The 19736-nt window shown below is 68.5% G+C and carries 20 protein-coding genes and 2 pseudogenes; 9 read left to right on the forward strand and 13 right to left on the reverse strand.

Features of this window, described 5'->3' with window-relative positions; genetic code table 11:
• Positions 1–1153: MFS transporter (locus ACFTZL_RS11640; RefSeq protein ID WP_382580544.1), on the forward strand; the 1153-nt coding region annotated here is incomplete at its 5' end.
• Positions 1154–1354: 201 nt separating this feature from the next.
• Here the strand turns inward: ACFTZL_RS11640 and ACFTZL_RS11645 are convergent.
• The 5 genes from ACFTZL_RS11645 to ACFTZL_RS11665 all read right to left on the reverse strand — a co-directional run bounded on the left by ACFTZL_RS11645 (position 1355) and on the right by ACFTZL_RS11665 (position 6093).
• Positions 1355–2779, reverse strand: a complete 1425-nt coding sequence (locus ACFTZL_RS11645) for an alginate lyase family protein (RefSeq protein WP_382580546.1) — start codon at positions 2777–2779, stop codon at positions 1355–1357.
• 295 nt (positions 2780–3074) lie between these two features.
• Entirely contained in the window at positions 3075–3377 is a 303-nt protein-coding gene (locus ACFTZL_RS11650; RefSeq protein ID WP_382580548.1) for a hypothetical protein, read from the reverse strand.
• Positions 3378–3476: 99 nt separating this feature from the next.
• Positions 3477–4637 carry an oxygenase MpaB family protein gene (locus ACFTZL_RS11655; protein WP_382580550.1) on the reverse strand — a complete coding sequence of 387 codons (1161 nt, stop codon included), beginning with the start codon at positions 4635–4637 and terminating at the stop codon, positions 3477–3479.
• Between the two features lie 102 nt (positions 4638–4739).
• Positions 4740–5810, reverse strand: coding sequence for a polyprenyl synthetase family protein (locus tag ACFTZL_RS11660; RefSeq protein WP_382580552.1), 1071 nt, complete (start codon positions 5808–5810; stop codon positions 4740–4742).
• Positions 5800–6093, reverse strand: a complete 294-nt coding sequence (locus tag ACFTZL_RS11665) for a polyprenyl synthetase (RefSeq protein ID WP_382580554.1) — start codon at positions 6091–6093, stop codon at positions 5800–5802. Before ACFTZL_RS11665 ends, ACFTZL_RS11660 begins: the two co-directional genes overlap by 11 nt.
• 218 nt (positions 6094–6311) lie before the next feature.
• Between ACFTZL_RS11665 and ACFTZL_RS11670 the strand changes: the two genes are divergently transcribed.
• The 3 genes from ACFTZL_RS11670 (at position 6312) to ACFTZL_RS11680 (ending at position 8027) form a co-directional block, all read left to right on the forward strand.
• Positions 6312–7151, forward strand: coding sequence for an alpha/beta fold hydrolase (locus ACFTZL_RS11670; protein WP_382580556.1), 840 nt, complete (start codon positions 6312–6314; stop codon positions 7149–7151).
• Between the two features lie 56 nt (positions 7152–7207).
• A complete protein-coding gene (locus tag ACFTZL_RS11675) occupies positions 7208–7450 on the forward strand; it encodes a hypothetical protein (protein WP_382580558.1) in 243 nt (80 codons plus the stop codon).
• Between the two features lie 205 nt (positions 7451–7655).
• On the forward strand, positions 7656–8027 hold the full coding sequence (locus tag ACFTZL_RS11680) for a VOC family protein (protein WP_382580560.1): 372 nt from the start codon (positions 7656–7658) through the stop codon (positions 8025–8027).
• A 62-nt stretch (positions 8028–8089) separates the two neighbouring features.
• On the opposite strand, the gene ACFTZL_RS11685 is transcribed toward ACFTZL_RS11680, so the two are convergent.
• Positions 8090–9430, reverse strand: coding sequence for an alpha/beta fold hydrolase (locus ACFTZL_RS11685; RefSeq protein ID WP_382580562.1), 1341 nt, complete (start codon positions 9428–9430; stop codon positions 8090–8092).
• 67 nt (positions 9431–9497) lie between these two features.
• Between ACFTZL_RS11685 and ACFTZL_RS11690 the strand changes: the two genes are divergently transcribed.
• The 3 genes and pseudogenes from ACFTZL_RS11690 to ACFTZL_RS11700 form a co-directional block, all read left to right on the forward strand.
• Positions 9498–10115, forward strand: a complete 618-nt coding sequence (locus tag ACFTZL_RS11690) for a TetR-like C-terminal domain-containing protein (RefSeq protein WP_382580564.1) — start codon at positions 9498–9500, stop codon at positions 10113–10115.
• Positions 10116–10208: 93 nt separating this feature from the next.
• Positions 10209–10802, forward strand: a complete 594-nt coding sequence (locus tag ACFTZL_RS11695) for a hypothetical protein (RefSeq protein ID WP_382580566.1) — start codon at positions 10209–10211, stop codon at positions 10800–10802.
• A gap of 4 nt (positions 10803–10806) precedes the next feature.
• Positions 10807–11193: pseudogene (locus ACFTZL_RS11700) on the forward strand (nucleotidyltransferase domain-containing protein); the annotation flags it as partial.
• On the opposite strand, the pseudogene ACFTZL_RS11705 reads toward ACFTZL_RS11700, so the two are convergent.
• Positions 11129–11659: pseudogene (locus tag ACFTZL_RS11705) on the reverse strand (RNA-guided endonuclease TnpB family protein); the annotation flags it as partial. The pseudogenes ACFTZL_RS11700 and ACFTZL_RS11705 overlap by 65 nt on opposite strands.
• A 581-nt stretch (positions 11660–12240) precedes the next feature.
• On the opposite strand from ACFTZL_RS11705, the gene ACFTZL_RS11710 reads away from it, so the two are divergent.
• The gene (locus tag ACFTZL_RS11710) at positions 12241–13794 is read left to right on the forward strand and encodes an alpha/beta hydrolase (RefSeq protein WP_382580568.1); all 1554 of its coding nucleotides are present in this window, start codon (positions 12241–12243) and stop codon (positions 13792–13794) included.
• Positions 13795–14146: 352 nt separating this feature from the next.
• On the opposite strand, the gene ACFTZL_RS11715 is transcribed toward ACFTZL_RS11710, so the two are convergent.
• The 3 genes from ACFTZL_RS11715 to ACFTZL_RS11725 form a co-directional block, all read right to left on the reverse strand.
• The gene (locus tag ACFTZL_RS11715; RefSeq protein ID WP_382580570.1) at positions 14147–14674 is read right to left on the reverse strand and encodes a hypothetical protein; all 528 of its coding nucleotides are present in this window, start codon (positions 14672–14674) and stop codon (positions 14147–14149) included.
• A 100-nt stretch (positions 14675–14774) separates the two neighbouring features.
• Entirely contained in the window at positions 14775–14954 is a 180-nt protein-coding gene (locus ACFTZL_RS11720; RefSeq protein ID WP_382580572.1) for a DUF397 domain-containing protein, read from the reverse strand.
• A 32-nt stretch (positions 14955–14986) separates the two neighbouring features.
• On the reverse strand, positions 14987–15835 hold the full coding sequence (locus ACFTZL_RS11725) for a helix-turn-helix domain-containing protein (protein WP_382580574.1): 849 nt from the start codon (positions 15833–15835) through the stop codon (positions 14987–14989).
• A 216-nt stretch (positions 15836–16051) separates the two neighbouring features.
• On the opposite strand from ACFTZL_RS11725, the gene ACFTZL_RS11730 reads away from it, so the two are divergent.
• On the forward strand, positions 16052–16696 hold the full coding sequence (locus ACFTZL_RS11730) for an ATP-binding protein (RefSeq protein WP_382580575.1): 645 nt from the start codon (positions 16052–16054) through the stop codon (positions 16694–16696).
• Between the two features lie 322 nt (positions 16697–17018).
• Here the strand turns inward: ACFTZL_RS11730 and ACFTZL_RS11735 are convergent, their stop codons facing one another.
• The 3 genes from ACFTZL_RS11735 to ACFTZL_RS11745 are packed head-to-tail and all read right to left on the reverse strand — an operon-like array spanning position 17019 to position 19711.
• The gene (locus tag ACFTZL_RS11735; protein ID WP_382580577.1) at positions 17019–17681 is read right to left on the reverse strand and encodes an HAD family hydrolase; all 663 of its coding nucleotides are present in this window, start codon (positions 17679–17681) and stop codon (positions 17019–17021) included.
• A 44-nt stretch (positions 17682–17725) separates the two neighbouring features.
• Positions 17726–18697, reverse strand: coding sequence for a hypothetical protein (locus tag ACFTZL_RS11740; RefSeq protein ID WP_382580579.1), 972 nt, complete (start codon positions 18695–18697; stop codon positions 17726–17728).
• A gap of 30 nt (positions 18698–18727) precedes the next feature.
• Positions 18728–19711 (reverse strand): hypothetical protein, encoded by a 984-nt coding sequence (locus ACFTZL_RS11745; RefSeq protein ID WP_382580581.1) that lies wholly within the window; start codon positions 19709–19711, stop codon positions 18728–18730.
• Positions 19712–19736: the final 25 nt, after the last annotated feature.

Below are 19736 nucleotides of genomic sequence, written 5' to 3' on the forward strand. Positions count from 1 at the left end.
CACCCTCGCGGTGTATCTGGCGGCGACGGCCCTGACCGCCATCTCCTTCGACACCTGGTGGTTCTTCACCTTCCGCTTCCTCACCGGCTTCGGCATCGGCGGCGAGTACGCGGCCATCAACTCCGCGATCGACGAGCTGATCCCCAAGGAGTACCGCGGCCGCACCGACCTGATGATCAACGGCAGCTTCTGGCTGGGCGCGGTCGGCGGCTCCCTGCTGTCGATCGTCGCGCTGGACACCGACATCTTCGCGGCGAACGTCGGCTGGCGCCTGACCTTCGCGCTCGGCGCGGTCCTGGCCCTGGTGATCCTGCTGGTCCGCAGGCACGTCCCGGAGAGCCCCCGCTGGCTGCTGATCCACGGCCGCGACGACGAGGCGGAACGCATCGTCTCCTCCATCGAACGCAAGATCGAGGAGGAGCGGGACGAGCCGCTGCCGCGCCCCGAGGGCGAGATCACCATCCACCAGCGCCGCAGCGTCTCCTTCCTGGAGATCGGCCGCACGGTCTTCTCCGACTACCGCCGCCGCGCGATCCTCGGCTTCTCCCTCTTCATCGGCCAGGCCTTCCTCTACAACGCCATCACCTTCGGCTTCGGCGCGATCCTGACGACGTTCTTCGACGTCCCGAGCGGCAGCACCGGCTACTACTTCGCGGTCATCGCGCTCGGCAACTTCTTCGGCCCGCTGCTCCTGGGCAAGCTCTTCGACACAGTGGGCCGCCGGATCATGATCTCCGGCACCTATCTGCTCTCCGGCCTGCTCCTCTTCGGCACGGCCTGGCTCTTCGACCAGGGCTCACTGAACGCGACCACCATGACGGCGTGCTGGTGCGCGGTCCTCTTCTTCGCCTCGGCGGGCGCGTCCAGTGCCTACCTGACGGTGTCGGAGGTCTTCCCGATGGAGACCCGCGCCATGTCCATCGCCTTCTTCTACGCCATCGGCACGGCGGCCGGCGGCATCAGCGGCCCGCTCCTCTTCGCCGACCTCACCAGCACGGGCAAGATCGCCGACACGGCCCTCGCCTTCCAGATCGGCGCGGCCCTGATGTGCCTGGCGGGCCTGGCGGCGGCGATCCTCGCGGTGAAGGCGGAACGCCGGTCCTTGGAGGACATCGCCAAGCCGCTCACGGCCGCGGCGGCGGAGAAGGCGTAGCCAGTAGCCCCCGGCTGCGGGCAATCGTGCCTCCCCCAGTGCCTTAAGGGCCTGGGAGGTACCCCCAGGGCGGCACGGGTGGGCGGTGGGGGTCCCCCCGCTCGAGCGCAGCCGAGAGTGGGGGAGGCACCCCGCTACGCCGGGCTGCGCACCCACCCGCCCCCAGCAACACCCTGCAGCACCCCCGCAACGCCCCGGCACCTACCCGGCCCCACCCCGCCGCCGAAGCATCAGCACCCCACCCCCGACAGCCGCAACACCAGCCGCCGCAACCCACCCGACCCCACCTTCAACCCCGGTCGCAGCAAGATCCCGCCCCGCACCCGCAGAGGGCGAAGCCGCACCCGCAGAGGGCGAAGCCGCACCCGCAGAGGGCGAAGCCGACGCACGCACCGCCCCCTGCGGCCGCGCCCCCTCGGCCGACACCCGCCCCCGGGTAAACGCCAACGTCCCGAACCCGAGCTGGTCATAACCCCCACTGTTGGGCCCGTAATCCCCACCCCCACCCTCAGGCGCAGCCTTGGCGGCAGCACGCGTCAGATACGACGCCGACAACCCCCGCCGCTTGGTGTAGTGGTTGGCGATCATCGCCCAGATCGGACGGGTCATGGCCGGATCCACGCCGGCGGCGTCCGTGGCGGTCTCACTCCCCGACCAGCCACCGATCGCCCCCTTCTTGCGCGTGTTGGCCGTGTACGGCACATCCCCGCCCAGGCTCCACTTGGCCACGTACTCCGCGCCCTTGAGGAACCGGCTGTCGTCGTACCCGTACAGATCGATGCCCTGGTTCCACGCCATCTCGCACACCGTGCCCATCAGCCCGACGCCGAGCAGCGCATGCCCCTGGTCGCGCCCGGCCTCCACCCACTCGGCGAGCCCGTCGTCGTGCACCACGGGAATGGCATGCCGGACCGACCCCATCCCCTCCCCGTGCTTGAAGTACTCCACGGCCCGCTCCACGACGGCACGGTCATCGCAGAAGATCCCGGTGGCGAGCACACAGGCGAGGGCCGTCAGATCCCAGTTGGGCCAGTAGTTGGTGACGACGGCGTTGTTGTGATGGCGCAGGAAGTCGTCGCTGAGCGGAAGGAAGACGTCCGACAGCAGCTCCCGCGCCCGCCCGAGATCGAAGTCACCGTGGTCGCGTACGAGTTCGGCGGCGTTGGCGAACTGATAGCCGTAGAGCCCCGCGGCCAGGAACCGGTCGGCCGAGCCCTGGATCGAGGTCAGCTTCCCCGACCAGGCGTTCAGGATCGCCACGGCGGTGTCGGCGTGCGCGTCCTCGCCGCTGACGTGATAGCGCAGGGCGTTCTGGTAGGCGGCGTGGATGTCGTTGTAGAGGGCCGCGTAGTTCTGGGGCGACCCCGACCCCCGGTACACGGTGGCCTGCGGATTGGCCTGCCGGCCGCTCTGCGCGTGCCGGTTGGCGGTGAGCTTGGCGAACCTGGCCGCGTAGGGCCTGGCGCCCGCCTTCACCTTGGCCGCCATACGGTCCAGGTCGGTACGGGTGTGCAGCAGGCCGGGGTGGGCGAAGGGGGCGTCGGCGGCGGAGGCCGGGGTCGCGAGAGCGGTCGTACCGAGGCCGGCGCCGATACCGGCGCCTGCCGCACCCGCTGCTTTCAACATGCTCCGGCGGCTGATCTGTCGTGTCACGTCGTCGTACCTCAGCGTCGTAAGTCGCGTGCCTGTGGGGGACGGTGAGGAGACGGACGGGCGGTGACGGCGATAACAAAAACTGCGGTACAGTTGATCTGCATCCGGTCGCCGGAATTCCGGCTGAAGGATCGTGCGTTGGTGGTCCAAGGAAAGACGCCCCGCTTCCTGCGGGGAAATGCAGGTGCAAGGCCTGCCCGGCGCTCCACACAAGAACCCGGCCCTGGGATTCAGGGCCGGGTTCTTTGTTGTACCTGCTGCTGGGCGGTCAGTCGCGCCGGTCGGCCACGACCCAGGACGCCACGGCGACAGCCCCCGCCACTCCGAACACGGCGGGCCAGGCGCCCACCTTCTTGGCCAGTGGATGAGACCCGGCGAAGGCGGCGACATACGCGGCCGACAGCGCCCCCGCGGCCACCCCACCGGCCTGCTGCCGCCACTGCCGCGCGGCCGCCACCCCTGCGACCGCGAGCACGGCCCCGCCGAGCGGCCGCTGCCTGGTCCAACGGGCCACGCCGTACCCACCGACCAGCCCGCTCGCAGCGACCACCGCGCTGGGAACCTTCGCCATACCTGCCTCCTGCTGCACTCGTGCGGGTCCCAAGGCTAGCTCCGCAGGTCGGCGGCTCTTCCACGGCACCCGATCCCGAGCGGGCGAAGCCCGGTTGCGTCAGGAGAGCGTGGGGGCCGGCGGGGCCCACCGGTTGGTGCGGAGCACCGCGCTGGAGACGCCGTAGTCCTTCCTGAGCTGCTCGGGGATCGCGTAGTGCATGACGCGTCCGCGGGTGAGGGTGGACAGCTCCAGGACGCTGGTGAGATGGCTGAGGCGGTCCAAAGCCCAGGCGCCGAACGGGGAGTGGTCCTCGATGGTCTCCAGAACGCCCAGGAGATGGGGCGCTGCCTTGACGACGGTGTCCCACGAGGTGCGCGGCACCTGGAGCCAGTCGGCGCAGGTGTCGCCGACGAGGTAGCGGATGAGGGCGGACACGATCGGGTCGAAGAAGGTGCCGGGCACCACCTCCTCGTAGAGGTCGATGAGCTGCCGGGTCAGGTGGGTCCCCTCCTCGGAGGGCCCCATGTGCCGGACCATGTACAGGTCGAGGAACCGGCGGGCCTCGTCAAGGGTGTGGGGCACGGCGTCCTGGTCGACGCCGAGCATCGCGCCGACGACGCGCCATGCGTAGTAGTAGGCGTCCGCGCCCTCCTGCGACATGTGGATGCCGAGGCGGTGCAGGCTGTCCAGGACGAGCATGGAGAAGAACATCTGCCCGCCGATCATGTCCTCCTGGCAGATCGGCGTCCCGTGGACCTCGGTGTCCCAGCGGTTCTCGCGGGCGAGGTGGTGGCGGATGGACGCGTGCAGGAGGCGGACCTTCTGGGCGGCGGGGACGAAGCGACCGCCGGCCTCGAAGGCGTCGGGCTGCATCAGATAGACCGTGAACTGCCCGGTCTCCGCCATCCGCTTGGAGGGGTACTTCAGCCCGTGGGTGGCCGACAGCAGTTTCGCCACATGCGGGACGAGATAACAGGCGGGCATGGAGGCGAAGGACAGCGCGGTGGAGATGTGCACGTTGTTGTCGATGAAGAAGAGCCGGGCCTTCTCCATCTCCCCCCAGTCCACCCAGGCCGGTGGGGTGCGGGTGCTCTCGAGGTACTCGCGGGCGACGTCGGGCAGCCCGTCCGGCAGGGGAGCGCCGGCCGTGGAGACGTACCGCATCAGGGTGTTGAACTTGCCCACCTCCCCACGCTCGAAAAGCGTGGCGACGGTGGCGTCGGCGAGTTCGTCACCGGCCTGCCGCAGGGCGTCCATCGATGCCTCGGTACAAGTCATGGCAGGGCTCCTTGTCATCCACGGGTTCGTGTCCACGACAGACGGGAGACCGGTCGCCGCCCGGGCCGGTACAGGCATGCGCCGACCCGGTACGACGGCCCGTCAGAACAGGCGGACCGCCGCCGAATGCGCGAGCGCGGTCAGGGCGGCGGCGGAGGGTGTCGGTACATCCAGCCCGTGGAGGGCGTCGAGCGCCTCCTCGACCCGTGCGCTGATCATGTCCTCGATACGGTCGGGCGCCTTCAGCCGGCACATCACCTCGCGCACGGCGTCCAGCTCCCGCGTGTCCAGACCCTCCGAGTCCAGGTCGTCCCGGCCCAGCAGGGCGTGCAGCAACTCCCGCTCCTCCTCGCCGGCCAGCCGCCACGTCTCCGCCAGCAGGGCCGTGGGCCGTCGGCCGCGCACATCGTCGGCGTTGGCCTTGCCGGTGTGGTCCGGGTCCCCGAACAGGCCGAGCAGGTCGTCCCGGAGCTGGAACGCCTCGCCCAGCGGCAGTCCGTACGCGGAGTAGCCCTCGCGCAGGCGCGAGCCCGCTCCGGCCAGGACGCCGCCGATGAGCAGGGGTTGCTCGACGGTGTACTTGGCGGTCTTGTACCGGATCACCTTCAGTGAGACGGCGGTGTCCGGACCGGCACCGGTCCGCAGGATCTCGAGGCACTCGCCCGCGATCAGCTCGCGGGCCATCAGCGACCACAACGGTCGGGCCCGGACGAGATACGCGGCGGGCAGACCGCTGGTGGCGAACAACTGCCCGGCCAGCGCCATCAGCAGGTCACCCACCAGCATCGCCAGCGACCGGGCGGCTGTGTCGGCGTCCGGTCGGCTCCCGACAGCAGCCCGCAGAGCCACGTGCGTCGTGGGCCGCCCGTGCCGCAGCGGGCTGTCGTCGATGAGGTCGTCGTGCACCACGGCGGCGGCGTGCACCAGTTCCATGGAGGCCGCCGCCCGCACCAGCGCGTCACTGTCCGGCTGCCCCGCCGCACGCCACCCCCAGTAGCAGAAGGCCGCCCGAAGCCGCTTGCCGTCCGCCACCGCCGCCTCCAGGTTCTCGGCCACGCTCGCGAGGACCGGGTCGATCGCCGCGAAGGCGTCGGCCTCCTCGGCGACGAACCGGCGCAGCACCTCGTCGACACGGACTTTGAACGCGGCCGGCTCCCACCGGTCAGACGCCACCGGCGGCCTTCCGGGCCTGGGCGTGCCGGACCCGGGCGTGCCGGGCGAGGATCTCCAAGTGGGCCGGAGGCACGGCCGCGTACCGGTCGAGCGCCAGGCGCCCCCGCGCCACGAGGTCGTGCTCGGCCTCCGCCGCCAGCTCCGCCGCGTCCGAGCGGCGCAGCAGCCCCCGTACCGTCCCCACGGCCGAACCCACCGTACTCACCGCGAGATCGGCCAGCCCGGCCGCCAACAACACCGCCTGACCCTCCAGGCCACGGCATCGTTCCGCTTCCTGCGTCATGTCATCCCCCACCCGACGATGAACATCCGGGCAGCGCCGGTCACGCGCCGCCCCTTCGAGCATCCGCTCGCGCGGCCCGTGAGAGCGGAGTAACTCACGAACGAGTGACGTAACCGTCCGACTGTGCGAATCACGGACGCGGCCCCTCGGGGATGGCACCTCCCCCCCCGTCAAACGACTGGCGGCGACCGCCGCGGACGGACAGGCTGGCCCGACCCATGCCGTTCAAGGAGGGCCAGTTGAAGACCGTCCGCACCACCTCCACCACCCTCACCACCCCGGACGGCACCCGCATCGCGCACCACGACCACCGCCCCGAGCGGGAGTCCGCCGCCCCCTTCCTCCTCCTGCACGGCCTGGCCGGTCACCAGGGCGAGTGGGACGCGGTCGCCGCCCGGCTCCTGTCCGACGGCCACCGCGTGGTGACGTACGACGCCCGAGGTCACGGCGCCAGCACCCGCACCCCCGCGACCACGACCCGCGCGGCCCACGTCCAGGACGCCGTGACCCTGATCGAGGCACTGGATCTGGCCCCCGTCACCCTGCTGGGACAGTCCCTCGGCGGCCACACGGCGATGCTGCTGGCCGCCTCCCACCCCCACCTGGTGAAGTTCCTGATCCTGGTCGAGGCAGGCCCGGCGGGCCCGAACCCGGAGCTCCCCGCACAGATCGCGACCTGGCTCGAGAGCTGGCCGACGCCGTTCCAGTCGTTGGAGGCCGCGGAGACCTTCCTGGGCCATGAGGCCTGGACGAGAACCCTGGAGCAGCGAGAAGACGGCTGGCACCCCTCCTTCGACCGGGCCACGCTCATCTCGTCGGTCGCCGAACTGGCCACCACCGCCTACTGGCCCCAGTGGTCACAGCTCACCTGCCCGACGCTCCTCGTCCAGGGCGAACACGGCACCATGCGCCCCGACGAGCCCACCACCATGCTCACCCGCCGCCCGGCCACCCGCCTCACCCGCATCCCGGACGCGGCCCACGACGTCCACCTGGACCAGCCGGACCGCCTCTACGAGGCGATCAGGACCTTCTCCCTTGACCTCAAGTTTTATTGAGGTCCTACGTTGGTCGCGTCCAGACGACCAGATGACCAACGGAGGGCAAGGCACTCATGAGCACACAGACCGAGGACCTCAAGGAGTACAGCCACGAGGAACTGGCCGCCCAGCCCATCGGCGCATGGACCGGCATGGCTTACCGCAGGGTGGTGGGAGCCCTCCGCGCCCAACTGGCGGTCGAGGGTCTCACCCAGCCCCACTGGTGGACCCTGAACCACGCGGCCGGCGACCCCGGCAACTGGACCCGCTCCACCTTGCTTTCGGGCAGGGTGCTCGGTCCTTCAGGGCCGGGGTGAATGCCCGTTCCCGCGGAGCGGGGCAGGGGAAGCCGAATCGCCGTCAGGGCGATTCGTCGTCGGTCAACGTCCTGCGCCGGATCGTCGCCAACCTCGGCGGCGACGGAAACCTCCCCGACGACGGTAAATAGCTCGACAGTCTCCGCCGCCCCGGCCATCCTGCGGAGCGCGAATAGACGGCGAACACACTTACGGGGGAGAACCGTTGCACCCGACCATCCGCCACATCACCTTCGACTGCACGGGGGAGCCCTACGAACTCGCCCGCTTCTGGAGCGAGCTGCTCGGCCACCCGATCTCCGACATCGACGAACCCGGTGACGCGGAGGTACTCGTCGAGGACCCGAACGGCCCGGGCCTGCTCTTCATCCGGGTGGAGGAGGGCAAGGCGACCAAGAACCGTGTCCACTTCGACCTCAAGCCCACGGGCCGCACCCGCGCCGCCGAGGTCGAACGAGCCCTCACCCTCGGTGCCCGCCAACTCGCGGACCACACCCGCTCCGACGGCAAGGGCTGGGTCGTCATGGCGGACCCGGAGGGCAACGAGTTCTGCGTCGAACGAGGCGAACTGGGCTAGCGGGCGGCCCGGGCGGGCGGGTCGCCCGGGCGGCCGGGGTGGGTGGGCCTACCCCGGCCGACTCACTTGTGGTCGCGCAGGAAGGCGGGGATCCCGTCACGGGTCGGGTAGTCCGGCAGGGGCGCGGGCTTGTCCTGAAGGAACGCGGTGATGACGGCGGCGGCTCGGTCGTTGTTGTCGTCGAGGCCGTTCCACATGTGGTGTCCGACGCCAGGCATGAACTGCGTGCGCCGGACGGCGGGATCACCGGCAAGGACGGCGGCCGCCCATTGACGGACCTGGGAGGAGCACTCGGCGATCATCAGCATCGCGGGGGTCTTGGAGCGCCTCAGCCGCGGGGCCAGGGAGGGTGACTCCCTGACCGTCTCCTGGACGCGGAGGCTGGCGGCGGGGCTGAAGGAGAAGTTCTCGGCGGTGTCCTCGACCGGGATGCGGTGCGCGTCGCGCGCGCAGTAGGCGGACGCGGTGTCGCTGCCGAGGTCGGCGGCGGTGAACGCGTTGTCCCCCTCGGCCTGCCCGACCAGCCCGGTGTCGGGGGTGAGGAGCCCGAGCCGCATGAGGCCGAACGCGACGGCGTACCGCGGGACATGCGTCGAACGCGGTCCGGTCATCGCCGGCGCGAGGCCACGCGCGGATGGCCGACCCTTGTGCCCGGCGATCCGTGCGGTCGGTCCGTCCATCGGGCCGGGCTCGGCGACGATCGCCCGGTGCAGACGCGCGGCGACACGCGGGTCCGCCAGGGCCCGGGTGAGCACGACCCCGCCCGCGGAGAATCCGAGGACGTCGACCTTGCCCTTGTCCATGCGGTCGACGAAAGCGCCGAGGTCGCGGACCGACCTGGAGACCGAGTACTGGTCCATGGGGAGCAGGTCGCTGCGCCCGCCGCCGGCTTGTTCGTAGGCGTAGACGTCGTGGCCCCGTCGCGCCAGGAGCTGCAGGAACCGGTGGTCCTGAACCGAGATGCCGCGAACCGGTCCGCCATTGAGATAGACGAGCGGAACGGGATGCCGGGTGCCGGTCTTCGCTTTCGCCGGCGGGTAGTGATACACCGCGACCCGGCTGCCCGTGTCCAGGGTCCAGTGCTGCGTGGCCACGAACGGCAGGGCGGGCGGGGACCGCCGTGCGGTGGGCTCGGTCGGGACGCAGACCGACGCCGTCAACGCTGCCGCGACAACCACCGGTAGGAACGGCGCGAGCCGCGCCGCCCGGGTGCGGCGCCGACCTCGCCACAGTGCGGCGGCAGTCCCGATTCCAAGGGCCGTCAGCCATGCGCCGAGCCCTGAGCCCGCCCCGTCCGTGAGGACGATCGTGACGAGAAAGACGGTGACCAGCGCCGCGACGGCGGCCAGGGCCAGCAGTAAGCGTCCGGTGGAGCGGGCAAGGCGTATGGCGAACGTGGGCACGACGGACCTCCGCAGTTTCAAAACACTGTTTCAAAACGACGTTATCAAAGAAGGTAGGCTCTTCGTCATGGGTAGGCCGAGAACGAACGACGCGACCGTCCAAGCGCGACTCGTGGAGTGCGCGACCGAGCTGCTCGCCACCCGTCCGCAGGAGTCGGTCACCGTCCGCGCCGTCGCCACGGCCGCCGAGACGTCAACGGCGGCGGTGTACTCCCTGTTCGGCGACAAGAAAGGCCTGATCGGAGCGGTCCGCGACAGAGCCGTCGCCAGCCTGTTCCAGGCCGTGACGGCGGTGCCGACCTCCGAGGATCCCCTCGCCGACATCTACGCACTGGCCACCGCCTACCGACGATGGGGACGCGAACACAGTCACCTGTACACGGTGTTGTTCGGCGGAGTGCAGTCCTTCGAGCCCTCTGAGACGGTCGGTACGGGTGACCCCGTCCGGCCGCTCATCGAGGCGATCGACCGGGCCGTGACAGAGTCCGTCCTCGACGGCGAGGCGACGTCGATCGCCGTCTCACTCTGGGTGACGCTGCATGGGCTCGTGACACTCGAACTCGCCGGGGCCTTCGACGCCCCCACAGCAGAGGCCGCGTTCAGATCGACGATCCTCGCCACCCTGCGGGGCTGGACGACCCCCGAGGTGTTCCGCAGCCTTCGGCACGACGAACCCACCCCCTGACGAGAGAGCGCGCCCCGCCTCCACGGCTCGATACGCCCCCACCCCGCAGAAATCCGATCGCACCCCGAGCCGGAGCACTGCCACGCTCCCCTCATGGACCAAGCCCGCACCGCGAACACACCCGCCGCCCTTCCCTCGGTCCTCCTCATAGGAGGCCGGGCCGGCGTAGGAAAAACGACGGTGGCGTGGGAGGCGGCAGCACAACTCCGCGCCGCCGACATCTCCCACGCCATCATCGAGGGCGACTTCATGGGCCAGCTCTATCCGCCCCCAGAGCATGACCCGCACCTCTCGGCGATCACAGAGCGCAACCTCAAAGCCATCTGGACGAACTACGCCCGACTCGGCTGCCACCGCCTGATCTACACCAACACCCTCAGCATCCTTCCCGACACGGCCCCCACCTTCCACCGAGCCCTGGGCCCGGACGTCCGCATCACCCGAGTCCTCCTCACCGCCACCGACACCACGACCCACCAACGCCTTACGGGCCGGGAGCTGGGCTCGGAACTGGACAAGGAACTCCGGAACAGCGCCCGCAAGGCCCGCCTGCTGGAGGAGCGGGCCCCGGCCGACACGGTACGAGTACGGACCGACGGGCGCCGGATCGTCGACATCGCGCGCGACGTACTGACGGCGTCCGGCTGGACCCGAAACGACCGGGCAGCAACAGGAACACCGGACTGAGACGATGAACGACCCCACAGAGACCGCCCGGGAGCTGGTACGGGACCGCTTCCCCGAGGCGAGAGCCGCCTTCCTGGCCGGCAGCGTACTGACCGACCGCCGCACCCCCACGTCCGACCTGGACATCGTCGTACTGCTGCCCGGCCCGCCCGCCCCGTACCGCGAGAGCCTCACGTACCGAGGCTGGCCGGTGGAGCTGTTCGTGCACACCGACACGGCCTGGCACACCTTCGCGGACCGCGAAACGGCCAACCGCCGCTCCCCGCTCCTGTCCATGTGCGCGGAAGGCACGCTCCTGACCGACTCCGACGGTCTCGGAGCAACACGAGGCTGTCCTGGTACACGCGCACCGAGGACGGCTCAGTCGGCAACTCCCGCGACCACACCACCCCCACCACGATTCCGCCCGCCAGGTACAGCCGGCCGTCCTTCATCCGGAAGCCGCGCTGGGTGTAGTTGAGGGTCGGCAGCGCCTCGCGTTTGGTCTTCCACTTCGGCATCCCGGCCCGCTGCCGCACCGGCAGGCGCTCGGTGATGTCCTTGTGCGCCTTCGCGCGGGCACGGCCGACGTCACGGATGACCTGCTGCTGGACAACCGACGAGCCCTCACGCAGCCACGGCGTACGGGCGCGGGCCTCGGTCGGCATCCGATCCAGCTGAGCCGGACCGCACGTGGCCTTCTGCCCGGTCGACTTGTTGTGCAGGTGTACGGCCCTGGACTTGGCCACGCACTCGTTCCACACCCAACGGCACCGATCCCACTCCGCCACCAGCGCGGTGCCTGCGATGGACGACACGCGCAGCCGGTAGGTGTATCGGGCATGCCCGACCCTCGCAACCGCCTCCACCTGCGCCATCTCACCCCCTCACAGCCCCGACCGGGACACAGCGCCATCCCCAACCCACCGAAGGGCCATACGTACGACCGCCGTACGCGCGTGCCTGGATTCCGCAGTCATCACCCCGACCGGCGATCACAGGCACACGTGTTCGCATCACCCCGGCGCTGTCAGCAGCGCTACAGGCGCTCCGCACCCATAACCGGACGCGGCGACGCTCCGCGTCGCGACACCCCGAATGCGATTCCTCCCCGGCGTGAACGCCGGGGCCTCCTCGCAAGAAACAGGTGAAGCGAAGCGCAATCGGCGACAGCCGACGCCCGAGGGGCGCTCTTGACACTCGCCCCGGAACCGCCAACCTCGGGAGAACCGGGCGGCCGTGAGCACCTCTTGGCCAACCAGCAGTCCGAGGCGCTACGAAGAGACAGCATCTAGTGGTGTGACCGCATACGTTCACCGGGTTGGGGATCCGTGACGCCAGGAGCTGAGTTGCCGTCGGAGACGGCTTGTACTCTGCACTCATTCGACGATCGGACGACCACGGACACGGGCAAGCGGGCACGGGGCGGGCGTCCAGGGGCGAGAGCGCGGGGATTTCGATGAGTGACGCACATCCGATACGAAGCCGCAGCACGGGCCTTTCGGTCGGTGCGCGGATTATTGCCGTGGTCGTCCTCGTCGCGATCGGGGCTGTCGGCGCCTGGCTCCAGCACGATGTTCCCGGCCGGAGTGCGGAGCCGCGTACGGAGTTCACCGCGAACAACCCGCCCGCCGGTCTGCCCACCGTGCTCACCACCGGCCAGCACCTCCACTGGTCCCGCTGCACCTCGCCGCCCACCGCGCGCACTGGCTACGACTGCGCCGTAATGAAGACCCCCCTTGACTACCGGAAACCAGATGGCAGGACGATTGACGTCGCCCTGATCCGCCGCAAGGCCACCGGCTCGAACGCCCGGCGCATCGGCTCGCTCGTCCTCAACTTCGGTGGCCCCGGCGTGTCCGGCGTGAGCGGATTGCCCGAACGACTCAACCAGTACAAGCCGCTCCTCGACCGCTACGACCTGGTCTCCTTCGACCCGCGCGGCGTTGGCGCGACCATCCCCGTGCGCTGCGGGAAAACCGCGGACGACACCGGCTACGACGGGGCCGACGCCTGCGCCGAGCACTCCGGGGCGCTCCTCCCGTACATCGGCACCTCGCACACCGCGCGCGACCTCGACCTGATGCGCTACCTCCTCGGCGACGAGCGGCTGCACTACTTCGGGGTCTCGTACGGAACGGCGCTCGGCGCGGTCTACGCCCACCTGTACCCGTCACACGTCGGGCGGCTCGTCCTCGAAGCGCCCGTCGATCCGACCGAGGACCTCAGCGAGGAGCAGGTGTCGCAGGTCAAGGCGGTCCAGGCGGCGTTCGACCGGTTCGCTGCGCACTGCGCGGCCCGTATCCGCCACTGCCCGACCGGCGATGGGCCCGAGGAGGCCGCGCGACGCATGGCGCGCCTGGCCGACCGCCTGGAGAAGAAGCCCGCCCCGGCCGGCGGTGGAAGGAACCTGGACGCCGACGACCTCGCGCACAGCGTCAGCGACCATCTCGTCCTCGGCACGGACGGCTGGTCGCCGCTCGCCAAGGCCCTCACCGCGCTGATCGACGACAACGACGGCGGTCCGCTGAGCAACGGCGCGGCCGACATGGGTTCCGCCGACCGCGCGGCGGCCCCGCCCGACAGCAGCCGCGTCGCCCAGACTGCGATCACCTGCGCGGACTCCAGCCTGCGCCCCGGCTTCGAACGCCTCGACCGGGACGAGGCCCGCGTCAAGGCCGCCTCGCCCGTCTTCGGCGCGGCCTGGTCCACCGGCGTCTACCTCTGTTACGACTGGCCGTTCGACGGCGAGCGCGTCACGCCCCAGGTGAATGCCGACGGCGCGGCCCCCGTCCTGGCGGTTGGCGGCACCGGCGACCCGACCACTCCGTATCCCGGCGCCCGCAACATGGCCCGCGCCCTGGGCGACGGTGTCGGCGTGCTCCTGACGGCCGAGGAGGAGGGCCACGGCACATACCCGCAGAACCGCTGCGTCACGGAGGCCGTCAACCAGTACCTCCGCACGGGCCGCACCCCAGCCACGGGAACGGTGTGCCGGGGCAGCATGTCCTGAGGCCCGTACGGATCCGCCGGGCGGCCGTCAGCACACCGGTGCGTTCGCAGGGGCCCTGGGCGTGCACCACCACACCGCCCGGTCCGAGACCGCCTTTAGGTGGGCGCCGGTGCGGTGGTGGGGGCAGAGCGGCCGAACGATGCGCAGGCGGGCTGCGAGGCCGCCCCGGACGGCCTCGGCCACAGCGACGTGAATCCCCGGCGCACGATCTACCGCAGCTTCTGCCCCTCCTGGTCGGTCAGTCTGCTCACCCGCACAGGCTCAGCCACCACACCTCCAGCGGTCGAAACGGACGTCACCGCTCATCCAACCGCTCCAATCGCCAACCCGGCGAACCTTCCCGGTCACAGCACTAGTTCTCCGCGAGCAACGCCCTGCGTGCCGCCGCCTGAAAGGCGCTTCCCGGTGCGCGCTTCGCTTCAACTGCCTGCATGTACCGCACGTCGAACGCTTCCAGGCGGCCTGCGCCGGCTTGGAGCGCAGCCTCATGCCAAGCCGTCCCGGCCATGTCCAAGTCGTACATCGCGCGTCGCAGAACATCAGCCGCGTCAGCCACAAATGTGGGCCCTACGACCGTGACTTCAGCCACCGCGGAACTGAAGGGAGCCCATGCCGCATGGGCGCCGGCCGCGGGATCACGCCACTGTTCCTCCGTGCTGCCGTCGACGCGCAGACTCGCCGCTAACTTCCACCAAGCCGCGGACACTTGCTTCGAGGTGCTGATGCACGTGCTGTAGGCGTTGCGGCGAGCCTGTTCCAGGTTGTGTTCCCGGTCGATCTGCCGCTGCCGTCGCTGCTGGAACCCCTGGCTCATGGCCGTGACCAACCCGCCCCCAACACCCCCAAGGGTGCCGATCGCTGCGCCGATGACAGCTGCCACTCCTGCGTCCATGGCACGGCATTAGACCGCGGGACGAAGCAGGGAGGCCAGATTCCGCACCTGCCTACACCCACGAGGCGGGCTACAGCCGCCCGCGCGCTCAGCCTGCCGTACCACCGTGCTTCACGGTCTGGACGAAGGAACGCCAAGCATCGTTCCCCACCGCAATCACATGCGACCGCACAATCTTCGAGTCGCGGACGACAGCGCCGCCGTCTGTGAACGCGCACTCGACGCACTCGCCTCCGGCACCGTTGCTGTAGGACGACGTGAACCACATCGGACGGCTGCTTCCGCAGGATCCTTCTATTGTCACCTTGCGTAATCCTTCAAGATCGACTCGATCAACAGGTTCGAGCGCTGAGGACTCAAGGCTGCGGCCCGCAAGCCGTCGAACGCCCTCGTGTACTCACGGACATGATGCTCGCCCTCCAGGTACATGGCATCAGTGATGCCGTCCCGATACACGAGGTCCGGATCTTCTGGGGCGGGGAAGCCCAGCATCGTGAACGAACCGGTGGCCGGATAGGTCCCTGAGTCGAACGGAAGGACCTGCAAGGTCACGGTCGGCAGATCGGCCGCCTCCAGGACGCGTTCCATCTGCTCTCGCATCAATGCGCGGTCCCCGATGACGTGACGCAACGCGCCCTCGTTCACGATGAACCAGGCGTCGGGGGCATCCGGTCGCCGCAGCATGGCTTGGCGTTCCATGCGCACCTGTACCGCCTGGGTGATGTCCTCCGCGGACATGTGGGCGCCAGTCTTGTGAAGCTCGGACGCGTACACCTCGGTCTGCATGAGGCCGGGCACGAGCTCGCACTGGTACTGGCGGAAGGTGGAGGCGTCCTGCTCGAGGCCGATGTAGATGTTGAACCACTCGGGGACGCCGGCACCGTGGGTCTGCCACCAGCCGCGCACTTTCGCCTGCCGGGCCAGTGACTTGAGGAAGTCGCGCAGCTCGTCACTCGTGCCGTAGAAGCGACACAGGGCGTCGATGTCCGACGGCTGGATGCGGCCGCTGCCCGTTTCCATCCGGTTGACCTTGGAGCCGCTCCAGTCCAGAGCCGCACCGACCTGGGCGCAGGTGAGTGTGCTCGTCTCGCGGAGCTTCTTCAGCTCGATCGAGAGACGGCGACGACGTGCCGTCGGTGAACCGGCCATCCCAACCTTCTTCCAAATAGCGGGCGTTCAGTCTTCCGCCAAGGGGTGTGCTTGCCAATCACACGGAAGTGGGAATCCCGCCGTGCACATTGCACGACGGGATGTGTTCCCAGCACTCTTGTCACCGAAGCAACTCAACGTGAGCATTCGTGACGCTGCGCTGCTGATGCGGCGTCCACTGCGACGAGAGGGGTCCACGTGAGCCAGGGAGCGTGTATGTCGCGCAAGCCGTGGGAGCTCGCCTTCACAGCCGAGCCCGTGGAGGTGGCTGCCCTGCGCCGGATCTTGCGGCTGCAACTGGGGATGTGGGGGCTGCATGACGTTGTCGACGAAGCCCAACTGTGCGTCAGCGAGTTGGTGGCCAACGTCATCACCCACGTCGGCACCGGCACCCCCGCGACGCTGGCAGTCTCCATGAAAGGCACGCACCTGCGCATCGAGGTGCATGATCCCGATACGCGCGCGCTGCCTGTCCTCCGCGAGGCGAGCACAGACGCCGAGGAGGGGCGGGGCATGGCACTGGTAGACGCCGTTGCCGATCGCTGGGGTGTGTCGCTGGGCCCGGATCGGAAGGTCACGTGGTGCGAGTTGGCCACAAAGCTGACCGGGCCCAGCGGTCACGTGGGAACTCCCGGTGTGGCGCGGGCCGAGGCCCTCCTCGTTTCTTACGCCACCGCGCAGGCGCCACTCGGAGTAGGGACGCGCAGGCTGACCTCGGCTGTGGCGGAGGACACGGCGATTGCGGCGATCACCGACTTCCTTCACTGGTTCCGAGCTCACGGCCGAGACGCGGACGACATGCTCGACCGAGCGCAGATGCGCTTCGAGGCCGAGCATGTTGCCCTGCGCCAAGAGTCCTGAGGAATCACAGGCATGGCTGTCCTCTGGGCAGCATGGCGGGCCACACTCCATGCCGGCGGCGCTTGAGCCGGTTGATCCTGCATTCGGCCGTGTGCCTCTGCTTGGAGTCCGCCTTGTCGATCGTCGGCGGCCGTCCGTCTCGGAACCCGAGTCTCTGGCGGTTGCGGACCCCGGGCCGCGGCGACCGGGATGGTCGCCCTGATACCGCGTCTTCGCAGGTAGGCCCGGCTACTGGGGGAGCCGTACGCCTTGTCGGCCGGCACCCGGTCCTCAACCTGCGTTCGCGACCTCGACGACCGCCTGTACGACTGGTCTACGACACTCAGTGTGCTGAGGCGTTGAACGCGCGCACTCGGTCACTCAGTTCCAGCAGCCCTTCGACGCGGAAGGTCGGCAACTCCCTGGCCTCGGTGCTGTCCCACTGAATGGTGGCCCACGGCCCGCGATGTACAAGCGCTGTGGGCATACCTGCCTGCATGGCGGGCCGGATGTCGTTGTCGCACCGATCACCGACGTACAGAATCTCGCCGACGTCGAAGGGCACCGCTTCGGCGACCCGCTTGAAGAACTCGGGGTCGGGCTTGCTGGCGCCCCAGTCGTCGGACGTACCGGTCAGGTCGACGTCGTCGGAGAACAGCTCCCGCAGGATCCCCCCGGCCCGTACGGTCTGATTCCCGGCGATGCCGAGCCACAGCCCGTCGGCCCGGAGCTGCCCCAGAGCTGGCCGGACGTCCTCATACAGATCGTCTTCCCCGAAGTTCTCCGGCTGCCCGGCAGCAGCCCGCTTCTCCCGCTCCTCGTAGAGATCGCACCCGGGCCGGAACGCCTGGAACGTCTCCCGGTAGTCCCGGCCCTGGGCGATCACGCCCCCGAACATCGGATGGAACGTGTGCCGCGGAACGCCCAGCCAGTCGGCCCAAGTGCCGTACTCCCGGGTCTCGTCCACGAGGCACTCACCTACGTCGAAGACCACTGCGCGAATCATGTGGAAAGACTATCCAAGGGCTGCCCTAGCTGAACGGGTCAGGCTCACTCGGAAGTGGATATATCGGAACTCGAAGGTAAAGCGAAGTAGGGTTCGGGCCACTCGACGGAACCGTCTGCGTCGGCTTGGGCCACGTGCTGCAGAAGCAGTGCTGAGGGGTCCTGTATATCGCGGTCATCGTCACCGACTAGCAGGGGCGCCGTTTTGGGTATCGATGGGTAATCGATACCCAGCAGCTTGCATATGTGCTCGAAATCTTCATTCTTGTTTCCGTCGCCGAGGTTCCCGTGGAGGTAGTCGCGGAGACGCGAGCAGATATCGAGCATCGCATTTCCGCTCTCCGTTACGCTGTACAGGCCCCCTTGCGGGCTGTCGCTCGACAGAAATCCTATGATGAAGAGTCGCTCTGTTTCGAATTGGAGAGCGCTCAGGTTGACGTCCAGAGCCTTGGCTATGTTTCGATGGTTGCGATATCCCTGCTCCTTGACGTGCGACAGGATCCTGAGCGGGAGGCCGGGGCGCCTTGAGGACGCGAAACGGGTCACATCCGGGGGAGCGATTCCTCCCAGGGCTACTTGGAGGAGGAGATCTTTGGTGATCTCCTCCTTCAAGAGGTTGTGCACGGTGGTGCGGGACTTATCATCGTCGGCGTCGAAGTCCGCCGGCACCCAGAAGACGCGCAGGCGAGAGAGGCTCCCGGGCATGGTGCGGAGGTAGTCCTGTGTTACCTCGGCGAGGCGCGCACGGCTGCGGCTCTGGTGTCGAGCGATGTATACCGCCGCGGCGATGTCCTGCTCGTGGAGAAGCGTTCTGAGGTCCTTGTCGATTCCGTCCCCGTCGTGCTTCCAGAGTGTTTGCCCCGCAACCACCTTTGACCAGTCCTTCTTTAAGTCGCAGGAGAAGTCAAAGCGCTTGCGCTGGCCTTCTGTATAGCCAAACAGCGTTGAGTTCGAGGCGCTGTCCATGATCTGGAGGGCCGTGTCTGACAGGAAGGCATGCTCTGGCGACTCTGCCATGATTACTCCAAAGAGGTTTGCAAGGTGCGGCTACTTGATCGCGCATCTTGTGTAGCCATCGGCGTCTTCGTAGACGAGGTCGATTCCCTCTGCGTGAAGCAGATTCAGCAAGTCATCCTGCGGCTTCTCCGGAAGCAGCACGGTCATTTTGGGGTCCCGCGGCTTGATGTGCCGTACAAGGTCCCTCAGTTGACCTATGGCCATACGCACCTCTTCCCGACTGCTGGCGCCCCTGATTGCATACAGTTCATGCATCGTGGCGTCGTATAGGTCGGTCTTGAGGGTCTTGGTCGTACCCGAGATCTTTATTTGGTACGCGAAGACTTCGTGCTCACGTTTTATGAGCTCCTCGAGGTACTGCTCTCGCAACGCTGATTGGCGTAGATCGGCTATGAGGCTCGGTTGTGCAGCCCGCCTGCTCTCTGACGCGCGCTTCTTCTTCGGCTCCACCATCTTGCAGGCGACTACAGTGGCGGAAACCCTGTGGGTGTCGGTTTCTTTCGCGCGACTGATGACATCCTGGGTGAGGCGCTCAGAGTCTCCCCTAGGGCGTAGGCGGAAGACGATGATGCGACGGCGCTCGCCGTTCTCGTCATGTGCCTCACGCACTGTGTAGGGCAGCTCTACATCCAGCTCGAATTCGCCTACGTACCGTTGTTGCTTAGCGGAAGATGTTGGATCGGTGACTTTCCCTGCTGCCATGAAGACTCGCAGTGACTTTCCGCTGTCTGCGTGACACAAGACGGCTGCGTTGCGGGAGCCGTTCAGCCCCAGAAACGTTTGCTCTCCGCGGGTGCCCTGGCCGGTGTACTCGAACACCGGCCCTCGTTCGTCCTCTTCCTCTAGCCAGCCATCCTCGTAGCCGTACTTCTTGCCGCTGTCGTGATCTACGTAGATGAGGATGTTCGGGGTGGTGTCAGAGGGGATGATCCCTCCCTGCGTCCCTCCGCCGAACAGCTTCTTCATGGCTGCGCGTGTGGTCATCAGCCCGGGCTTGATCGAAGCTAAGTCCATGCTCTGACGTTAGCTGATCACTCTG

This window comes from Streptomyces sp. NPDC056948, from assembly GCF_042674225.1.
GTDB lineage: Bacteria > Actinomycetota > Actinomycetes > Streptomycetales > Streptomycetaceae > Streptomyces > Streptomyces purpurascens.